The sequence below is a fragment of the Mucilaginibacter sp. genome (genome assembly GCF_028288205.1).
In the GTDB taxonomy this organism is placed as follows: Bacteria; Bacteroidota; Bacteroidia; order Sphingobacteriales; family Sphingobacteriaceae; genus Mucilaginibacter.
Window position 1 is genome coordinate 72,830 of the sequence record NZ_JAQBOD010000016.1, and the last position, 19,341, is coordinate 92,170.

Sequence of the window (19,341 nt, forward strand, 5' to 3'; positions counted from 1 at the left end):
TATTATCAGTATTACCTGATCGTTTATTATTTATTTTTCGCCACATATCCTGCGCCATGCAAAATAACACCTTTTCTGGTACCAATGTGTTTAAAATTATCCACAGTTAGCTGGCCGTTTACTAATACATATTTAAAGCCGGTTGAATAGGCGTGCGGATGCTCAAAAGTAGACTCATCTTTAACTGTATTTGCATCAAATATCACTACATCGGCATACTTGCCTGTTTGTAATAAGCCACGATCTGCCAGGTGAAATTTTTGTGCCGGCAACGAGGTCATCTTTCTGATAGCATCCTCCAGCCGTATGAGTTTTTTTTCGCGAACATAATAAGCCAGCACGCGCGCATTACTACCGTAACCGCGCGGATGGGGTACGCCAGAGCCAAACTGCCGGATACCCGAATCGGACGCGACCATAGTAAGCGGGTAGTGCAAAATATTTTCTACATCTGCTTCGTTCTGGCCGTGAAATACCATGGTGGCTCCGCCTGTTTTTATAATATCCAATATAGTTTCTATCTCATCCGGTATGGTAGATGGCCTGCCTTTTAACGCATTTATCTGCGCAATATTTTTGCCATTATATAATGGCTCTGATAAACACTGAGCAACCACTGCATAATCAAAATGATCTCGCCCGCGCCTTGCCATATCTTTTATCATTTCATCAACCACTTTTCTGTGTATGGCAGTATCCGCTAATTTTTTTACCGCAGTGGCATTGCCACCATCAAATAACCACTCGGGTATGATAACATTTAATGAAGTACTGCTGGCGGTGTAGGGATATTGGTCTACCGTAACATCCAAACCCTCGGCCCGGGCACTCTCCACCATTGCTATCATTTGATCCGACTTGTTCCAGTTGGGCAGGCCAACTTTAAAGTGCGATATCTCTACCGGTATTTGCGCCTGGCGACCTATATCAATGGCTTCGTCAATGGCGGCAAATATTTTATCGGTTTCATTCCGCATATGCGATGTGTATACACCCTTATACTTTGCCGCGATCTTAGCCAACGCCACAACTTCGTCTGTTTTTGAATAAACGCCGGGCGTATAAATTAACCCGGTAGAAAAGCCTACCGCGCCATCGCGCATGGCCCGGTCTACAATATTCTCCATTTTTACTAACTGGCCGGCAGTAGGTTCTACCGCAGCTTCGCCCAAAACAGCCTCACGCACACTATTATGACCTATTAGTGTGGCTACGTTTACAGATAGTTTAATACTATCCAACCGGGCAAAATATTTTTTTATGTTGATATTAGAGCTGCCGCAATTGCCGGTTATAATGGTAGTTACCCCATCATAAATAAAGTTATCGGCAGTTGGAACTTTCTTTTCGTCGCCCTCAATATGTGTATGTACGTCAATAAAACCCGGTGCGACAATTAGGCCCGTCGCATCAATTATTTTAGTGGCTTTGGTATGCGACAGATCGCCAACCTTTACTATTTTATTTTTGATGATGCCTACATCGCCATAAAACCATGGATTGCCGGTGCCGTCAATTATCTTTCCGTTTTTTAGGATGATATCAAAATGCTGCTGTGCAAATGATATGGCCGGTATAAAAAGCAGGAACAATAAACAGGCTTTGCCTTTCATCATGGTCAACTATTATTTATGCTTATAAAATTTACCAAACACACCCAATGGCAATTTTATGCCTGATGTTGCCTGCAAATAAAGTTCGCCAATTTCTAAATTCTCTACTTTGGGGAACGAGCTTTTTATTAAATTCTCTACAATTACTGCCGAGAAGCCCAGCGAGTAGGTATTCAATATTAAAAAGTGTTCTTCGGGATCAAGTAGTTGGGTAACATCATGCATCATTTCGTTAATGTGGTCTTCCAGCTTCCATTTTTCGCCGTTTGGTCCGTGGCCATATGCGGGCGGGTCAAGTATGATACCGTTATATTTTTTGCCGCGTTTTAATTCGCGCTTTACAAATTTAAGGGCATCTTCAACCACCCAGCGTATATCTTTCAAGCCTGATAGTTCCATGTTTTCATTGCCCCAGGTAACCACCTGTTTTATAGAATCTACGTGCGTTGTATCAGCCCCCGCGGCTTTCGCTATTAATGAGGCGCCGCCGGTATAGGCAAACAGGTTAAGCACTTTAGGCTCGGGTGTTTTAAACTTTTTAATGTTTGCCGATATATAATCCCAGTTTACCGCTTGCTCGGGGAAGATACCCAAATGCTTAAACGAGGTAAGCGCCAGCCTGAATTTAATAGCTGCCTCCGGGTTTTTATATTCTACATGCCACCTATCAGGCGTAGCCGGATTTTTCTTTACCCACTCGCCCGATGTTGCCGAACGTCCCTTGAATTTGATATGATGCAACCGCTGCCACTCTGCCGCGGGCAAAACCTTGCTCCACACAGCCTGCGGTTCGGGACGTATTAAAATTACATTGCCAAAGCGTTCCAGTTTTTCAAAATCGCCGCAATCTATCAGCTCGTAATCTTTCCAGTGTGTGGGGGTGAGGAGTTGGATCATTTGCTTGCAGTGATTAGTTAATTGGAGATTAGAGATTCGTTGTTTGGCGCAAAATTAAAATAAAAAGCTTTATTGTAGCCTAATAATAGATATGCTTTTTATTTAATTAAAGCAAATGATGTTGTAGGCAATTAACCGCATAATACTTATCTGCCTATGAAAAAAGGGTAAAAATACCTTAAAAAAAGGGTATTTATACCCTTTAAACTAACGTATAAACACCTGTTTTTCAAGTAAATGAATAATGTTCACTAAATTTATAATAGTATTGTATAACAAATGCTAAACATAAACCGCATAACCAACCTTATCAATGAAAAACAATTATTTAACCAAAAGCGTTGTAATTAAACTATGCACCGTGCTGCTGGCAGGCATTAGTTTGTTTATAATTCATAGCTGTAAAAAAGATCTTAAAACCCAACAGGAAGCGCCCCTTGCCGATGCCGATATTGCCAATGCTAAAGAATGGTATACCAATGCTTATCCTTTAAATATTGCGGCAGCCTCCAATACTAAATTGGCTATGCAAAGCGTTAATAGCCACCGAGATTTTAGCCAGTTTATGAACCCCGACTGGCAGCATGGCAAAAAATACACACGCCTTAACCGGGAAGTTATTGAACTGCCGCTTGACCCTGCCAGCAAAGCGCTATTTGCCTTAAAAAACATAGAGAATAATAAGCTGTACGCCGATAAGAAAAACAGCAAGTCGTCTTTTTTACTATTGAAGAATGGCCAGGGTTATGATGCTTATATCATGACCATAATTGCCGACTCAGACTACCTTAAAGGCGATTATAGCAAGCTTGCCCGCAACACCTACAGTAAGCGCGACACCGGTTTTAGCGGCCTGGTATTATATTTTACACCTAAGGGTAAATTTATATCCGGGCACGGCTATAAAAACGGGCATTTAATTGCACCTGCCAAAAGCACCAACGCCCAGCAGGTTCAAAACACCGGCAAGCTTAAAACCAATACAGCCGAGGCTGTTATTTGTGGCGACTGGTACTTAAACACTTATATTAACGAGGTGTTGATCAGTTCAGAATACCTGTATACCGAATGCTGGTACGGCAGTGGTAGTGGTAGTGGGGGTGATGGCGGTGGTGGTGGCGGTGGCAGTACCGGTGCCCCTCCGCAATGTGCCGCCGGTACTATTATTAATGCTTTTGGTGGCCGGCAGGTTAATGTTTACACACCCGAGCAACAGCCTGTTGATGGCGGCTTCCCGGATCCTGCTGCTACGCAGTGTTACACTCCGGTAGACATTATTAATGATGTAAAAAATCCTTGTTTGAAAAAACAAGTAGATTTTGCAATTAGCAATAATGTAAAATATACTATCAATCAATCCATGAATTCAATATTTAACGATAACACAAACTTTAATTTGAATTTTAATGATGATTTGAATAATTTAATTGATTTAGGCGACGATGGTGAAACTCGTCCAACCTATATAGATAAATCTACTCAGTCAGGCACAAATAGAACACTTATTAATGCCATGAATTTGGAAATTACACTAAATCCATCCCAAATAGGGAATTCATCTAAGGAGTACATAGCAGCTACTATCATACATGAAGCATTTCATGCCTACCTAAAATCCAGTCAAACTATTGTTAATGATCATTTAGATATGGCGAGAAATTATATATCAACTATGACTGCGGATTTATTAATCATGTTTCCTAACCTTAGTCCAGAGGATGCAAAAGCGTTATCATGGGGTGGATTAGAATTGGATGCAGGTAGTTTATATAGTACATTAAGTGATGTCGAAAAAATAGCTATTCAAAACGCAAATCAAAGCTATAAATCAGGCAGTAAGGGACAGCTATGTAATTAGTAATTTTGCAATTAATATAAATTATGTTTTAACAAATGAATAATATGAAATCATTAGTTTTTACAGTTATAATAAGTTTATTTACTTATTATAAAAATCAACCACCTAACCTCTTTGGTTATGATAGTTTTTTACAATATGTACGTAAGGGATTTAAACCATCCGATGCAACTAAAAAAAATTGTGAGTGGCAATATGCTTTAGTTAAAGTAAATACAGATATTAATAATAAAGTAATAAAATATGATTTATTAAATAAGACATCCGAAGACCTAACAAAAAGTTTAAGCTTTTTGTTAGGATACCAATTTTCGAAAAATTTACCTATTAATAAACATCCTATTGTATTTTGTATTTCATTAGAGAATGAAAAAAAGGATTGTATGGCGTTAAAGAAACAATACTCCCCTTCTGAGGTTTTGGGTATGGTCTTATCTAATTTGACTCCGGTATATAAATCAGATCCTAAAGCTATTTTTTTGCCCGAGGTGTTAATGCTGTCCTACTCATTTGATTCAATCCGTTAATTAATTAATATACGAATTTTTTCTCGCTCAGAATGACAATTTTAATTTCCCCAAAACCCATGATGACAACACCAACAAGGTCATCAAAAAAAGTTGTTTCACCACCCTTAAAACAGCTGATTTGTATTTAATTGATCTTCAAAATATTACCCTAATATTATTCATAAACGCACTGACGTAAAAGTTGTTACATTTTGTTACATCACTTTTTGGCAAAAGGCTTATTTGTAGTAACTTAACTCAAAATCTTGTTTCACTTGTTACATTTTGTTTCACCACCCGTGAAACAAAACCGCGCTGCCGTCTGCACTGTAGTGGGCCTAATCTCTAATTAACTAACCTCTAACCACCAACTATAACTTCGCTTTCGCTGCTTGCATAAACTTACTGGCAAATACAAAGTCGTTTAGTTCCTGGTTATCGGTTTTGGCAATTTCTTTATTGCTGCCTTCCCACCATTTTTCGCCGTTGTGCAAAAAGATAATATGATCGCCAATACCCATTACCGAGTTCATATCGTGGGTAACAATAACGGTGGTCATTTGATATTCTTCGGTGAGGTCATTTATAAGGTCATCTATCAGGATAGAAGTCTTAGGGTCGAGGCCCGAGTTGGGCTCATCAACAAATAAATACTTAGGCTGCATAGATATAGCGCGCGCGATACCTACCCGCTTTTTCATCCCGCCCGATAGTTCGGCCGGATACAGTGCGTTCTTGCCGGCCAGGTTAACCCGCTCAAGGCAAAAATTGGCCCTTTCTAATTTTTCCGCATGGGTTTGTTTAGTAAACAGGTTCAGCGGGAACATAATGTTCTCTTCCACCGTCATTGAATCAAACAGGGCCGAGTTTTGAAACAGCATACCAATATGGGTGCGTATGGGCACACGTTGCTCAAAGCTCATGTCGGTAAAATTCTGGCTATCAAAAAAAACATTGCCTTTGGTTGGTTCATGCAGGCCCACAATACATTTTAGCAAAGTGGTTTTACCAGAACCCGACCCGCCAATGATCAAATTGTTTTTACCTTTTTTAAATGCTGCGGATATGCCATTAAGCACATCGTTCTCGCCAAATGTTTTATGAATGTTTTTAACTTCGATCATAGCATAATACGAGTTATCACCAGGTCGGCAAACAGGATCATTACGCAGCTGTATACCACGCCTTTGGTTGATGATTGCCCAACCTCTAACGCGCCGCCTGATGTGTAAAAACCCTGGTAGGCACAAATCGAAGAGATTAGAAAGCCAAATACTATTGCTTTAACCAACGCAACCTGTACGGTCAATCCGTCAAAACCATCACGAACGCCGGCTATGTAATCATCCGGGCTAATATCCCCGGATACTAAACAAGCTATATAACCACCTGTTATACCCAGGGTTATTGATGTGATGACCAGCAAGGGCACCATGGTCATGCTGGCGATAATTTTGGGCGATATTAAATAACCGGGAGCATTTACGCCCATAATTTCCAGCGCGTCAATTTGCTCGGTAACCCGCATGGTGCCTATTTGCGAGGCAATGCTTGAGCCAACACGGCCGGCTAATACTAATGCTGATATGGTGGGGCTAAATTCCAGTATGGTAGAATCGCGTGCTATTTTACCTGCAATGCTAAGCGGCACCAGCGGGCTGCTTAATTGAAAAGCTACCTGTATAGTGGTTGCCGCACCAATAAAAAGAGATATAATAGCGATAATGCCCAAAGAGCCAATACCGATGGAAACCATCTCGCGCATAACCTCGGCCCAGTAAACACTAAATTTTTCGGGCCTGCGGAAACTTAAACGTAATAAGAGTATGTATTTGCCTAAACTATAAAACATGCGTTGCTGTAAAATTCTGCTAAAAATACGTTTTTACTTTGAACCTGATAAGGGTTAACGAGATAACTGCATTTAATGTTGTATTTAACGGAATAGGGGGTGGTTTGTTTAGGATTAACTATTGGAAGATAACTGCAATTTTTTACTTAACCAATTTTGTAGATAATACTTTACTTTTATTCATTATGAAAAATGCTTTAATAACCGGCGCCACCAAAGGCATGGGTCGCGCCATAGCTATCGCTTTAGCCCAGGAAGGTATAAATATTGCCGTTAACTCGCGCAAGGCCGAAGATCTGGCGGCTTTTAAAACCGAGCTGCTGCAAATTAACCCCGCCATAAAAGTTTTTACCGCCGTTGCTGATGGCAGTAACAAGGACGAATTGCTACGATTTGCCAAAAATGCAGAGCAGGAATTGGGTACAATTACCATCCTTGTAAACAATTTAGGTATGTACGCGTACTCTAAAATACTGGATGATGAAAAAAATTTATTCCAAAAAATGATAAATACTAATCTAATGCCTTCCTACGAACTGTACCGTTTTTTCGGTAAAACTATGGTTTCTGTCGGTGAAGGCCATATCTTCAATATTTGTTCGGTCGCGGCGCTCAATCCGGTGGTAGAAGCGGGCATTTATAGTGTAACAAAAGCTGCACTGTATAGTCTCAATAACGTAATGAGATTAGAGATGCAACAGCATGGGGTTAAGGTAACTGCAGTTATTCCCGGCTCAACATTAACAGACTCATGGAAGGGCCAAGCCGTTGATAAAGACACGATGGTGATGCCCGAAGACATAGCATCGGCAATTGTAAATATTTACAAAATGAGCAAAGGTGCCAATGTTGACGAACTCATAATAAAACCCGCTGGCGGGCAATTATAAACTGATTTAAATTTAAGATTATGGAAAAGAAATTACAACGGGATGAGCAGCATAAAATGATAGCAGGCGTATGCGCCGGCCTGGCTGATTATCTGAGCGTAGACGTAACCCTGGTAAGGGTAGTGTTTTTGCTTGTATTAATATTAAAAGGGGTGGCACTTATCCCTTATATTATATTATGGATAGTATTACCTAAAAAGATTTACGGCTTTAATGCCAATGGCCCGGGTAATTATGGACCGGTTAACAACAGCGGTCCGGTTGATTATACCGTACCGCCGCAAAATCCGGTTGATTATAGTGTACCAGACCCACATGGAAGTTTTACCCCTCCCCAGCAACCGGGTGCACCATTTGTAGCGCCGCCTAAAAGAGCATCAACCGCATCAATAATCATAGGTATTGCTTTAGTGGCATTTGGCTCTTTCTTTTTGCTGGACGAATTTAATTTTTTACCTGATTGGGAATTTGACCGTTTGTGGCCGCTAATATTTATTGTGATGGGTTTAGTGTTGGTATTTGCCCGCAAAAAGCAAAACCCGTGGGAAAAAGAAAACTGGCACGCTGCAAAAGAACCCGAAGCAGAAAAAAAAGAAGAAGCAACCGGTGATATACCTCCAACCGGTGATATACATCCAACAGAATAACTATTAGATAAAAGCAATAGCTTTATCAACATAAAATTACGATCATGAGAAACGATAAAATAATCCCGGGCGTAGTCCTGATATTAATTGGAGCGGTAATACTGCTTCACAACTATGGCTATATAAATTTCCATTGGCATAACTTTATATACCTATGGCCCATATTTATAGTAATTGGCGGTATTAATTTAATATTTGCTCATAACAGGTCCACCTGGGCCATGCTGCTTAAGTTAGCTGTTATTATAATTGGCTTTGGGTTAATTGTATTTGGTAATTTTGGTAGCCATCATGGTTTTTGGAACAACTATACTTATAACTACAATGATGATAATGATGATGAGGGTGATAGCAGCGGCAAAGGCATAGTTAAAATTGAAGGCAATAGTGTTTATAACGAACCTTTTACCAATGATATAAAAGTTGCCCGCCTTAACATTAGCGGTGGGGGCACTATTTACAGTTTAAGTGATACTACTAACCAGCTATTTAACGCCAGTACCAAAGAATTCAGAGGCAACTATATTTTTAACCATAGCAAAGAAGATTCTGTTTATGTGCTTGATTTTAGCATGAAAAACAGCCATGGCATTAACTGGAACTGGCACGACGGTGATAATAATGGCAAAAATGATCAAACAAACTCGGCAGTTTTTAAGCTGAACCCAAATCCGGAATGGGAAATTAATGTAAAAGCAGGCGCTACCAAACTAAATTTTGATCTAACCAAATTTAAGGTAAGATTATTAAAGATAAGTGGCGGCGCGGCGGCATTTGATGTAAAACTTGGTCAGCCATTACTCGCTACCAATGTTATTATATCAACAGGCATGTCTGCAACAAATATCAGCATTCCTGAAAACGCAGCCTGCAGGATTATAAGCGAAACAGGGTTGTCTTCTAAAAACTTTGAGGGTTTTACCGAAACCACAGACAATAATTATGAAACCCCGGGCTTTAGCAGCGCTAAGAATAAGATATATATAAAAATGAGCGGCGGAATGGCAGATTTTAAGGTGAGAAGATATTGATCTCCTCACCTTAAAATCAAGGCGTTGTTATAATATAAGTTTTAGCTAAACTATCATACCAGGCCTGGCGGTGCTCACTAAAATATACGCTTAAAAACGGTACCCATATAGTAATAGACAGCGTTACGCCCAAATTACGAAGGAAGGCTCGCGGTAACGATAATCCCTTGCCATCAATATCTACCACACTTAATTTAAACATTCTTTTACCCAGGCTGCCTTTTAAACCGGTAGCTTCACAAATTGTGTTGTAAACCAGAAATGTAGTTAAAAAACTTATGGTAAGTACCAACATGGAGTTAGGCACCGGCATACCAATTCTGTAATCAGTAGGTAATGCAACCCATCCAGTGCGCGTTGCTATGTTTGATACGATGATATATATCCCAAAATAGTCAATTAAAAAAGCAGCAATACGTTTGCCAAAGGGAGCCAGGTTATCCTCGGTAGGGAAGTATATGCCCTGTGCCTCAAAGTAATCATTCAGCTCGGGCAGTTCAGACGCGTATTGTGGTTTGTCACTTAATGGCGTAATAATTTCTGTATGGATATCAATATCCATGTCCATTAATTCGTCAAGGGTGTATGGTCCCTTTTTATCGTCGCCAGCTACCAGGTAGTATTCTTCGTTCATCGTGGATGCAAAAATACTTTTAAAAGGTAAATATTACTATCGAAAAATTTATAGCAAAAACATATTTCGTATCTTAGCTATATAAAGATCAAAGTAATGAAAGCTATTAGTGTAAATGCATTACCGGAATATAAATTGCAACTCACCTTTGATGATGGTGTATCGGGTATAATCGACTTAAATGATTTTATCGGAAAAGGTATTTTTTTAGGATTGAGAGATGAGCAATTTTTTAATAAAGTATATACTACAGGTTATTCAATAGCATGGAATGATGAATTGGAGATAGATGTGATTGCTGCATATGCTGAAATAGTGAATAAAAAACCCGAAGACATACTTTCAGCCGATTTAAATTATGCCGCAAATTAGTTTTTTCTTAGGGATCATTATTAGAATGTTTTACAAAGACCATAATCCTCCGCATTTTCATGCAGTTTATGCTGAATATGAAGGATTAGTTGATATAAAGAAATTAGAATTAATAGGGGGAAAGCTACCACCGAGAGTTTTGGGTTTAGTAATTGAATGGACCGCACTGCACCAAAAAGAATTATTAGAGAATTGGGATAAGGCAAAAAAACAAGAATCATTACTTCAGATCGCTCCCTTGGTTTAAAAAACGATTTCTTATATCTTCGGCAGTTACGTATTGTGTATGTCCATTCACATCTTGTATCAATCATTAATTTGTACTCATCAGATATTTCAAAATCTATATAATCTTGTTGCTTCGTCATACTTCAAATTTAATAATTATCGGCAATAACATATTTTGTAAATTTGCAACAAATAAAGAATAGTATCTGCATGCATACCCCCGCTATAAAATTACTTCCCGGCCGTTATTGTAATTCATTAACAGAATATTCACGTTTTGTAACGCGCGAGGTTTTTATTGGCGATGTGCCCATGGGCGGTAATAACCCCATCCGCATACAAAGCATGACCACTACCGATACTATGGACACCATAGGCACGGTTGAGCAATCTATCCGGATGATTAATGCAGGCTGCGAATATGTGCGCATTACCGCGCCAAGTATTAAAGAGGCACAAAATCTGGCAGAAATAAAAAAGCAATTGCGCCAGCGGGGTTATACAGCACCATTAGTTGCCGATATACATTTTACCCCCAATGCCGCCGAGGTTGCCGCCCGCATTGTTGAAAAAGTGCGTGTTAACCCGGGCAACTATGCCGATAAAAAGAAATTTGACCAGATAGATTATACCGACCTGCAATACCAGGGCGAACTGGAACGTATATATCAAAAATTTGCGCCGCTGGTGAAAATATGCAAGGAGTATGGCACCGCCATGCGCATTGGCACTAATCACGGTTCGCTAAGCGATAGGATAATGAGCCGTTATGGCGATACCCCACAAGGCATGGTCGAGTCGGCAATGGAGTTTATGCGGATGTGCGAAACGCTTAATTATTATAATTTGGTGATCTCCATGAAATCAAGCAACCCACAGGTTATGGTACAGGCCTACCGTTTGCTTGTTGAAACTATGGTAGCCGAGGGCATGAACTATCCGCTGCATTTAGGCGTTACCGAAGCCGGCGACGGCGAAGATGGCCGCATCAAATCAGCCGTTGGTATAGGTACTTTATTAGAAGATGGCCTGGGCGATACCGTCCGCGTATCCCTTACCGAAGAACCCGAAGCAGAGGCACCGGTGGCTATTGCTTTGGTGAACCGATATTCCGAAAGGTTAAAGGCTGAAAGGCAAAAGGTTAAAGGTAATTTTACAGATCCTTTACCTTTAACCTTTAACCTTTTACCTCTTTCTTACAGTCCCTACGAATACAAAAAGCGCTACACTTACGAAGCCAACGCTTTTATAGGGGGGCACATGGTGCCGCGTGTGGTGGTTGATCTATCGGAAGCTAATCTGAAAGATGCTTCGGTGCTGAATGATGCCGGTTATATCTATTCATCTTTGTTAGATAAATATAATATGGCCGAGCAGTCGGTTGATTTTGTGTTTTTGGGTGATGAATTGCCATCATTTAATCTGCCCGCTAATTTAAAGCAGCTATATAATTACCCAACCTGGCAAAAATTAACCCATAAAGTTAACTGCCATCCGGTATTTACCTTGAGTGAGTATGTTTATGCCGATGATCATTCATCAGCATTGAACCTGGTGCGTTTAAAACCTGCGGATATTGATTCGGAAGAGTTTGGTTTATTGCCTTTCAGCAATTCACTGGTTTTTGTTTTGGAGACTGATACCCTGCACGGCATGGCCGATCAGCGCTCCTTCTTCTTTAAAATGGAAGAGTTGGAGCTGGAGGTACCGGTTATCATCAAAAGAAGTTACAGTTTCGAAACTCAAGACTCAGAACTCAAGACTCAGAACTTACAACTACAAGCCGCTACCGACCTCGGTGCGTTACTAATTGACGGTTTTGGCGATGGTATTTGGATAGATGCCCCTCAAATAGACACTAAAACAATAACCTCAACAGCTTTTGGTATTTTACAGGCAACGCGGTCGCGCATCTCAAAAACAGAATATATATCGTGCCCAAGTTGTGGCCGTACGTTGTTTGATTTGATGGTTACTACGCAAATGATCCGCAGCCGTACCAGTCATTTAAAAGGATTAAAAATTGGTATTATGGGTTGCATAGTAAATGGCCCCGGCGAAATGGCCGATGCTGATTACGGCTATGTAGGCTCGGGTACCGATAAGATAACGCTTTACCGTGGCAAGGAAGCGGTAAAGAAAAACATCAGCGCCGCCAATGCGCTTGATGAGCTGATAGGCATTATCCGCGAGGATGGTAACTGGATAGAGCCTTCGGTTTAAAGATTAATACTTGTCTGTTAAATTTAGTCTTCAAAATTATTCCCCTGATCTTTAATAACTAATCTCCGATCTTTACCCTTATTTACAAATTTTAAAACTCACAAACAGTTGGTTGGTTAAAGTTTTAAAGCAAGTATGTAATATGGTAAAGAACGTAGCCGACCAACTGGTAGAAATGCTGGTTAACAATGGCATAAAAAGAATATACGCCGTAACCGGCGATAGTTTGAACGAGGTGAACGACGCGGTAAGGCGCGAAGGCAGTATACAATGGATACATGTACGCCACGAAGAAGCCGGAGCATTCGCAGCAAGTGCCGAGGCACAGCTATCGGGGTTTGCCTGTTGCGCTGGCAGCAGTGGCCCCGGTCACGTACATTTAATTAATGGATTGTATGATGCCCATAAAGCCGGGGCGCCGGTAATTGCCATCGCATCAACCGTTATGAGTATGGAATTTGGTACAGACTATTTTCAGGAAACCAATACCATCAAGCTTTTTGACGATTGCAGCCATTATAACCAGATAGCGACAACGCCGGCTCAATTTCCGCGTATGCTGCAGGCAGGCATACAGTACGCCTTGAATAAAAAAGGGGTATCAGTAATAGGCCTGCCCGGCGACCTCACCAAAATGGATGCAGAAGAAGGAGTGTCTTCTACACAAAATTATAATCCTGTTCCCGAGGTCAGACCTTCAGCCACTGATTTGAAACAATTGGCTCAATTAATAGATGAGCATAAAAATATAGTTGTTTTTTGCGGGATAGGTGCAGCGCATTCGCACGATGAGGTAGTAAATCTATCCAATAAACTAAACGCACCGGTAGGCTATTCTTTCAAAGGTAAAATGAGTATCCAATATGACAACCCTAACGAGGTTGGCATGACTGGTTTGCTGGGCTTACCATCGGCATTTCATAGCATGCATGAATGCGACCTGCTGATCTTACTGGGTACCGATTTCCCTTATGCCCAGTTTATGCCACTAAAGTGCAAAATTGTACAGGTGGATATTAAATCCGAGCGTTTAGGCCGCCGTGCTAAAGTGGATATAGGTTTATGTGGTAATATAAAAGATACATTAACAGCTTTGTTGCCATTGGTCGCTCAAAAAAAGGATGATAGCTTTTTAAAAGAGCAATTGGAGTTTTATGCCGAGGTGAAAAAACAGATGCAAGGCTACGTGGATGATGGCGGGGAAACCGATAATATTCATCCCGAAAAGGTTGCCAGTATATTGGATGAGATAGCCGCTGATGACGCCATATTTACGGTTGACACTGGCATGTCGTGCGTATGGGGAGCGCGATATATTAACGCCACCGGCAAACGCGAGCTGTTAGGTTCTTTTAATCATGGTTCTATGGCTAATGCTATGCCTATGGCTATTGGCGCGGCATTATCCTGCCCCAACAGGCAGGTAATAGCTATGTGTGGCGATGGGGGCTTATCTATGCTTTTAGGCGATTTGGCTACTATAGTTCAATATAAATTACCGGTTAAGATCATCTTATTTAATAACCGGTCATTAGGTATGGTAAAGCTTGAAATGGAAGTTGCCGGCCTGCCCGACTGGCAAACCGATATGGTTAACCCTGATTTTGCTTTAGTGGCACAAGCTATGGGCATAAAAGGAATTACAGTGACTGAGCCCGATAATGTTAAACAAGCATTGCAGGAAACCTTGCAACATAAAGGTCCTGTATTGATAAATATCATGACCGATCCCAACGCCTTAGCCATGCCGCCAAAAATTGAGTTTGAACAGGTAAAAGGCATGGCATTATCCATGACCAAACTGGTATTAAACGGCAGAATGGACGAAGTGCTGGATACCGTTAAATCAAATTATAAGCATTTGAAGGAAGTGTTATAGCAGTTTTCACTACCTGCTGCAAACTATAAATATGGTTTCCACCAACCAGAATTATATGCTCCGGTAACTTCGGTTGGTTTACCCGGTTCGGGTACAAATAGTTCTATCTTTTTATCTACAGCATATTGTTGCAGTTTTTCAATAGGCTCAAACCAATCATGCAGAGCCAGATTAAAGGTGCCCCAATGTATCGGCATCATTAATTTGCCTTTTAAAGCCAGGTGCGCGTTTGATGCATTATCCGGCCCCATGTGTATATCGGGCCAGTATTTGCCATAGGCGCCAATCTCTAATATGGTTAGGTCAAATGGGCCAAAAAGTTCTCCTATTTCTTTAAACCCCGGAAAGTATCCAGAATCGGCCCCAAAAAATATATTGTGCTTTTTGCCCTTTATTATAAATGACGACCACAAAGTTTCATTGCGTCTAAATATCCCCCTACCCGAAAAATGCCTTGCCGGTGCGGCGGTTATCACACAATCATGATTTATCATTACACTATCTCCCCAATCCAATTCGGTAATGTAATTTTTTACGATGCCAAATTTCTCCAAATGCTGCCCAACACCTAATGAGCAATAGAACGGTATAGTGGTCCCCGCAAAAAACTTGATGGTTTCTTTATCCAAATGGTCATAATGATCATGAGATACAATAATGGCATCTAGTGGGGGCAAATCACTCAAAGCTATAGGTGGCCCAAAAAAACGCTTTGGTCCCATCCATCGCACAAAAGATACCCGCTGGCTCCAAACCGGGTCGGTTAAAATGGTTCGCCCGTCAATTTCTATTAATAAGCTGGAGTGCCCCACCCAGGTTATTCTTAGTCCGCTTTTAGGTGGTGATTGGTAAATGGATGTATCGGTTTTAAATGGCCCTAATGTTTTTGCAGGTATAACTTCGGCTTTATTAGTAGCATAAGCCCATATAATAGGGATCATCTTGTCAAAACCAGCTTCGTCTGTTGATATAGGGTTTAAATATTTTCCGTCTTTTTTTCTTGACTCTGATATCATATTCGCATTACATAAAGTACCGGTATATAATTATACAACAAGGTATTAAAGGGGCGCTGTATTAAATTATTTATTTAAAAATTTGATGGCCGCATTGCAAAATTTTTGCAAATCAGCAGGTAACGTATTTTTAGCATAGGGGTGTGTTCCCCCAAAGGTATGGTCGCCGCCTTTTATTAATAATAGTTCGGCATGGGGTTGTGCCGTATGTAGTTGTTTGGCATGGGTAGGAGATACAGTATTATCCGCGTCGCCATGTATAATTATCCATGGTTGTGTTATTTCAGCTGCTTTTTTTAAAATATCAAGCCTTTCCGGGTGTTTATCCAGATCGTACAACAAACCCGCCTTTAAAGGCATTTGTTGGTTGGTACGGCTGTTCAACATATACATTATACCCTGTAATTTCCATTGCTTTTCGGCTTCTTTGGGCCAAAGATTATGAAAGCTTGAAGTAGAACCCATGGTAACCAGTTTTTTTATCCGCTTATCCTCGGCAGTTTTAACTATGCTAATGCCGCCCCCCATGCTATGGCCAATTAAATATACGCCATTTGCCCGCGGTATTGCCGAGCCATTAATGGCAAAATCAATAACCGTGTTCAGGTCATCCAATTCAATAGAAAAAGTATTGTCGCTAAAAGCTATCAGGTCTGTAAAATCTATTGGATTATCAGGCGTAGTGCCGTTATGGCTAAAATTGAATTTTAAAAACCTGTACCCGTTTTGGGCAAAGTAATTGGCTACCAGGTTATGCGTACCCCAGTCTTTAAACCCTTTAAAACCATGTACGAAGATAACCAGCGGGGCGTCTTTAAAATTCTCATCATAGGTAAGGTCCATTAACATGCCCCTGCCTTTAGCGCCTGATAGTGTAAAAAATTCTTTTTTAATCATTATTAAATAAGCCAATTATACCACAATACGCAGCGTTAACCAAATTATAGATGCTTTTTACCTATGGTTGTTACAAAATTTTCATCCGGCTTAACATGCCACTATGCCCAAGCTATCAATGCCGGCTAATGCAACCGAAACCATGCATTAAAGGGTAACAGTAAATGTACCAAATTTAACGGCGCATCTCTAACCATTTGTATATACACGGGTAAAAACGCCATCAGCATTAAACATAGGCTAATGGCGGCAAACAGGCGCGTTGTTTTAAATATCAACCCTAAGCCAAACAATATTTCAAGAACTCCCTACAAGGAATTTATAAATTGGGGATATGGAATATAATGCGGAATGATGCGGATGTATGACGCCGGATTGCGGAAATAGTTCACTCGGGCATATAAATAGCCGGTTGTGAGCATAAGCAAACTGTAGTTTTTTAGCATTTTCGTAATTTTAACTGTGTTTTTGGCTATAAAACAGATATTTGAATAATTAAATGCCGTTTATTTATAAACATTCTAAATTCAACGGTATGACAAAGTCTTGACATTGCTTCTGGTTTAGGATGCTACTTTTGTTGGGTCAAATTTAAAATGCTTTGAAGTATTTAAAGGTAATAGCTTTTACACATAAACAGATTGAGCTGAAGGAGCTGGGGAAGCTGGTAATCTGCCAGGAGAACCTTACAGATAAGCTCCATTATGTAAAAGCCGAGTTTGGTATATCCGAAATTTTTTACCTGGCTACCTGTAACCGGGTAGAATTTGTAATGATAACCCCCGAGGTTGTTGACAAAGCATTTGCCAATAAGTTTATTAAAGCATTAAACATCGACCTATGCGCCGAGCATATGGGTACTTTTGTTGACGCGGCTTCTATCTACCAGGATCAGGAAGCGCTTAACCATTTGCTGCGTATGTCGTGCTCGCTGGAGAGCCTGATAGTTGGCGAAAAAGAAATTTTGGCCCAGCTGCGAAAAGCTTATGAAGATGGCCGCGAGGCGGGCCTTACCGGCGACTGCCTGCGAATGTTCATGACTTGTGTGGTTAAAACAGCCAAAGAAGTTTACACACATACCAACATCGCTAAAAATCCAATTTCGGTAGTGTCATTAGCTTACCGCAAGCTTAAAGATCTTAAGCTATGTACAAACGCGCGTATCCTTATCATCGGCGCGGGCGAAACCAATCAAACCATTTCCAAGTATCTTCAAAAACATAAATTCTCCAACTTCGCGGTATTTAACCGTACCCTGTCAAAGGCCCAAAAGCTGGCTGTTGATTTGAATGGAGAAGCGTTTACACTGGACGGTTTAAAAACTTACAATAAGGGCTTTGATGTTATTATTACCTCTACATCAGCAACAGAACCTATTATTACGCCCGAAATATACGCAAGCTTACTAAACGGCGAAACCGGCAAAAAAACTATTGTCGATCTGGCCATACCTAATGATACCGCGCCCGAAGTATTGGAGCAGTTCCCGGTTAATTTTATCGAGGTGTGTTCTTTAAACGAAGTTGCCAAACGCAATTTACAGGAGCGTTATCAGGAGCTTACCCATGCCGAAGCCATTATAGAGCAAAACATGGCCGAATTTATACTGATGCTTAAACAGCGCCGCATAGAATTGGCCATGCGCCAGGTGCCCGAAAAGATAAAAGAGATACGCAACACCGCCATCAACAGTGTATTTGCCGACGAACTGCAAGGCATGGACCAGCAATCGCGCGAGGTGTTAGAACGCGTTATCAACTACATGGAGAAAAAATACATTAGTGTACCCATGGTAATGGCTAAAGATATTTTGATCAATAACCACTAATATTATCCCCAATTCTTCTTTATTAAGGTAGCTCACCCGCACGTCATTGCGAGCGGTAGCATGGCGATCTCTGCACGCCAGGCAGAAATTAATATAATTTTTTTTGTCAATGTAATTCATTAACTTAGATACTATCTAAGGTCAATATAAAGCTAATGAAGTTCACCAGGCCAAATATTGTTGTAGCTAATCCAATTCCGGAAGAAACAAGAATTTATTATTCCAAAGGCGACGCGCTGTTTAAGTTGGTTTTATTATTCATCGGATTTGGAATTGGTGTGTATCTTGTAACACGAGGGCCAGATTATTATGCCGGTGGTTTAATGCTTTGTATACTCACCAGTATTTTTATTTATATAAAAGGCAGGAATTTTATTATTGATGAGCCTCGTATAATTATCAATAACAAAGGTATACAAACCGACACGGTGCCATTTTATCCCTGGCATGAAATAACAGAAGCTAAGGTAAAAGAAATAGGTTGGAGGAGAAGAGGCTCTCATTATCTCTCCTACCAGGTGCCTGAAAAACACTTAACTGTAAAAATTGACAATTTAAATATTTCCGCAGATGATTTGGGGACACTGGTACACTTTTACCAGGAGCGAAGCGAAAATCTTTCTTTTAGTTATTGACAAAGTGTTTCACATCAGGTGTTTCACGCTATATTTGAAAAAATCAGTAAAATAGTATAAAATCCTTATTATAAGCTATTTATACTATTTTACCTAAAGCTTTTGTACTGTTTCAAAGTGTTTCACTCATTTTGTCAAATTATTAAATATCAATAAGTTAACCTAAAAGAGTGTTTCATGTGTTTCATTATTTTGTGAAACACTACATCACCTTTTTTAATGTAATAACAGTTGCTATCAGCGATTAAGGCCCGTCGTCTTGCTAATTTCAATCCTTTCTCCTTCTTTCACTCACTCATTTATTCACTAACTCACTCATTGAATAGTCACTC

18 protein-coding genes are annotated in these 19,341 nt (G+C 40.3%); 11 read left to right on the forward strand and 7 right to left on the reverse strand.

From position 1 onward, the window contains the following. Positions 1 to 26 precede the first annotated feature (26 nt). Together JWR23_RS03915 and JWR23_RS03920 are read right to left on the reverse strand one after the other, a co-directional pair. Positions 27 to 1,616: an amidohydrolase family protein gene (locus JWR23_RS03915; protein ID WP_299513244.1), complete on the reverse strand. Its 1,590-nt coding sequence runs from the start codon at positions 1,614 to 1,616 to the stop codon at positions 27 to 29. A 9-nt stretch (positions 1,617 to 1,625) separates the two neighbouring features. After that, entirely contained in the window at positions 1,626 to 2,510 is an 885-nt protein-coding gene (locus JWR23_RS03920) for a class I SAM-dependent methyltransferase (protein ID WP_299513246.1), read from the reverse strand. A gap of 313 nt (positions 2,511 to 2,823) precedes the next feature. Here JWR23_RS03920 and JWR23_RS03925 point away from each other — a divergent pair, with 313 nt between their 5' ends. Then, positions 2,824 to 4,368: a hypothetical protein gene (locus JWR23_RS03925; RefSeq protein ID WP_299513248.1), complete on the forward strand. Its 1,545-nt coding sequence runs from the start codon at positions 2,824 to 2,826 to the stop codon at positions 4,366 to 4,368. Positions 4,369 to 4,412: 44 nt separating this feature from the next. Further along, positions 4,413 to 4,895 (forward strand): hypothetical protein, encoded by a 483-nt coding sequence (locus tag JWR23_RS03930; RefSeq protein WP_299513250.1) that lies wholly within the window; start codon positions 4,413 to 4,415, stop codon positions 4,893 to 4,895. 353 nt (positions 4,896 to 5,248) lie between these two features. Here the strand turns inward: JWR23_RS03930 and JWR23_RS03935 are convergent, their stop codons facing one another. Together JWR23_RS03935 and JWR23_RS03940 are read right to left on the reverse strand one after the other, a co-directional pair. Next, complete coding sequence (locus JWR23_RS03935) at positions 5,249 to 6,001, reverse strand: ABC transporter ATP-binding protein (protein WP_299513252.1); 753 nt, start codon at positions 5,999 to 6,001, stop codon at positions 5,249 to 5,251. Next, positions 5,998 to 6,729, reverse strand: a complete 732-nt coding sequence (locus JWR23_RS03940) for an ABC transporter permease (RefSeq protein ID WP_299513255.1) — start codon at positions 6,727 to 6,729, stop codon at positions 5,998 to 6,000. The genes JWR23_RS03935 and JWR23_RS03940 overlap by 4 nt, the downstream gene beginning before the upstream one ends. 185 nt (positions 6,730 to 6,914) lie before the next feature. On the opposite strand from JWR23_RS03940, the gene JWR23_RS03945 reads away from it, so the two are divergent. Genes JWR23_RS03945 through JWR23_RS03955 form a run of 3 tightly spaced genes read left to right on the forward strand, consistent with a single transcriptional unit; the run spans position 6,915 to position 9,297 of the window. Beyond that, entirely contained in the window at positions 6,915 to 7,619 is a 705-nt protein-coding gene (locus tag JWR23_RS03945) for an SDR family oxidoreductase (RefSeq protein ID WP_299513258.1), read from the forward strand. A 20-nt stretch (positions 7,620 to 7,639) separates the two neighbouring features. Then, complete coding sequence (locus tag JWR23_RS03950) at positions 7,640 to 8,266, forward strand: PspC domain-containing protein (protein WP_299513260.1); 627 nt, start codon at positions 7,640 to 7,642, stop codon at positions 8,264 to 8,266. A 44-nt stretch (positions 8,267 to 8,310) separates the two neighbouring features. After that, the gene (locus tag JWR23_RS03955; protein WP_299513262.1) at positions 8,311 to 9,297 is read left to right on the forward strand and encodes a DUF5668 domain-containing protein; all 987 of its coding nucleotides are present in this window, start codon (positions 8,311 to 8,313) and stop codon (positions 9,295 to 9,297) included. A gap of 16 nt (positions 9,298 to 9,313) precedes the next feature. Here JWR23_RS03955 and JWR23_RS03960 read toward each other — a convergent pair whose 3' ends face one another. Further along, positions 9,314 to 9,931, reverse strand: coding sequence for an RDD family protein (locus JWR23_RS03960; RefSeq protein WP_299513263.1), 618 nt, complete (start codon positions 9,929 to 9,931; stop codon positions 9,314 to 9,316). A gap of 96 nt (positions 9,932 to 10,027) precedes the next feature. Between JWR23_RS03960 and JWR23_RS03965 the strand changes: the two genes are divergently transcribed. From JWR23_RS03965 to JWR23_RS03980, 4 genes are all read left to right on the forward strand, one after another. Next, a complete protein-coding gene (locus tag JWR23_RS03965; protein WP_299513264.1) occupies positions 10,028 to 10,303 on the forward strand; it encodes a DUF2442 domain-containing protein in 276 nt (91 codons plus the stop codon). Continuing rightward, the gene (locus JWR23_RS03970) at positions 10,290 to 10,550 is read left to right on the forward strand and encodes a DUF4160 domain-containing protein (RefSeq protein ID WP_299513265.1); all 261 of its coding nucleotides are present in this window, start codon (positions 10,290 to 10,292) and stop codon (positions 10,548 to 10,550) included. The genes JWR23_RS03965 and JWR23_RS03970 overlap by 14 nt, the downstream gene beginning before the upstream one ends. Before the next feature lie 191 nt (positions 10,551 to 10,741). Further along, on the forward strand, positions 10,742 to 12,754 hold the full coding sequence (ispG, locus tag JWR23_RS03975) for a (E)-4-hydroxy-3-methylbut-2-enyl-diphosphate synthase (protein ID WP_299513267.1): 2,013 nt from the start codon (positions 10,742 to 10,744) through the stop codon (positions 12,752 to 12,754). A 142-nt stretch (positions 12,755 to 12,896) separates the two neighbouring features. Further along, positions 12,897 to 14,633 (forward strand): thiamine pyrophosphate-dependent enzyme, encoded by a 1,737-nt coding sequence (locus JWR23_RS03980; protein ID WP_299513271.1) that lies wholly within the window; start codon positions 12,897 to 12,899, stop codon positions 14,631 to 14,633. Positions 14,634 to 14,656: 23 nt separating this feature from the next. On the opposite strand, the gene JWR23_RS03985 is transcribed toward JWR23_RS03980, so the two are convergent. Both JWR23_RS03985 and JWR23_RS03990 read right to left on the reverse strand, forming a co-directional pair. After that, on the reverse strand, positions 14,657 to 15,649 hold the full coding sequence (locus tag JWR23_RS03985) for an MBL fold metallo-hydrolase (protein WP_299513272.1): 993 nt from the start codon (positions 15,647 to 15,649) through the stop codon (positions 14,657 to 14,659). A 66-nt stretch (positions 15,650 to 15,715) separates the two neighbouring features. Next, positions 15,716 to 16,546 carry an alpha/beta fold hydrolase gene (locus tag JWR23_RS03990; protein ID WP_299513274.1) on the reverse strand — a complete coding sequence of 277 codons (831 nt, stop codon included), beginning with the start codon at positions 16,544 to 16,546 and terminating at the stop codon, positions 15,716 to 15,718. 601 nt (positions 16,547 to 17,147) lie between these two features. Between JWR23_RS03990 and hemA the strand changes: the two genes are divergently transcribed. Continuing rightward, positions 17,148 to 18,374 carry a glutamyl-tRNA reductase gene (hemA, locus tag JWR23_RS03995; protein ID WP_299513276.1) on the forward strand — a complete coding sequence of 409 codons (1,227 nt, stop codon included), beginning with the start codon at positions 17,148 to 17,150 and terminating at the stop codon, positions 18,372 to 18,374. 155 nt (positions 18,375 to 18,529) lie between these two features. Next, a complete protein-coding gene (locus JWR23_RS04000) occupies positions 18,530 to 19,009 on the forward strand; it encodes a hypothetical protein (protein WP_299513279.1) in 480 nt (159 codons plus the stop codon). The last annotated feature ends 332 nt before the right edge of the window (positions 19,010 to 19,341 follow it).

Bases quoted from the DNA above. Each gene is read 5' to 3' on its own strand.
- JWR23_RS03915 (WP_299513244.1), bottom strand. From the start codon at position 1,616: ATGATGAAAGGCAAAGCCTGTTTATTGTTCCTGCTTTTTATACCGGCC.
- JWR23_RS03920 (WP_299513246.1), bottom strand. From the start codon at position 2,510: ATGATCCAACTCCTCACCCCCACACACTGGAAAGATTACGAGCTGATA.
- JWR23_RS03925 (WP_299513248.1), top strand. From the start codon at position 2,824: ATGAAAAACAATTATTTAACCAAAAGCGTTGTAATTAAACTATGCACC.
- JWR23_RS03930 (WP_299513250.1), top strand. From the start codon at position 4,413: ATGAAATCATTAGTTTTTACAGTTATAATAAGTTTATTTACTTATTAT.
- JWR23_RS03935 (WP_299513252.1), bottom strand. From the start codon at position 6,001: ATGATCGAAGTTAAAAACATTCATAAAACATTTGGCGAGAACGATGTG.
- JWR23_RS03940 (WP_299513255.1), bottom strand. From the start codon at position 6,729: ATGTTTTATAGTTTAGGCAAATACATACTCTTATTACGTTTAAGTTTC.
- JWR23_RS03945 (WP_299513258.1), top strand. From the start codon at position 6,915: ATGAAAAATGCTTTAATAACCGGCGCCACCAAAGGCATGGGTCGCGCC.
- JWR23_RS03950 (WP_299513260.1), top strand. From the start codon at position 7,640: ATGGAAAAGAAATTACAACGGGATGAGCAGCATAAAATGATAGCAGGC.
- JWR23_RS03955 (WP_299513262.1), top strand. From the start codon at position 8,311: ATGAGAAACGATAAAATAATCCCGGGCGTAGTCCTGATATTAATTGGA.
- JWR23_RS03960 (WP_299513263.1), bottom strand. From the start codon at position 9,931: ATGAACGAAGAATACTACCTGGTAGCTGGCGACGATAAAAAGGGACCA.
- JWR23_RS03965 (WP_299513264.1), top strand. From the start codon at position 10,028: ATGAAAGCTATTAGTGTAAATGCATTACCGGAATATAAATTGCAACTC.
- JWR23_RS03970 (WP_299513265.1), top strand. From the start codon at position 10,290: ATGCCGCAAATTAGTTTTTTCTTAGGGATCATTATTAGAATGTTTTAC.
- ispG (WP_299513267.1), top strand. From the start codon at position 10,742: ATGCATACCCCCGCTATAAAATTACTTCCCGGCCGTTATTGTAATTCA.
- JWR23_RS03980 (WP_299513271.1), top strand. From the start codon at position 12,897: ATGGTAAAGAACGTAGCCGACCAACTGGTAGAAATGCTGGTTAACAAT.
- JWR23_RS03985 (WP_299513272.1), bottom strand. From the start codon at position 15,649: ATGATATCAGAGTCAAGAAAAAAAGACGGAAAATATTTAAACCCTATA.
- JWR23_RS03990 (WP_299513274.1), bottom strand. From the start codon at position 16,546: ATGATTAAAAAAGAATTTTTTACACTATCAGGCGCTAAAGGCAGGGGC.
- JWR23_RS04000 (WP_299513279.1), top strand. From the start codon at position 18,530: ATGAAGTTCACCAGGCCAAATATTGTTGTAGCTAATCCAATTCCGGAA.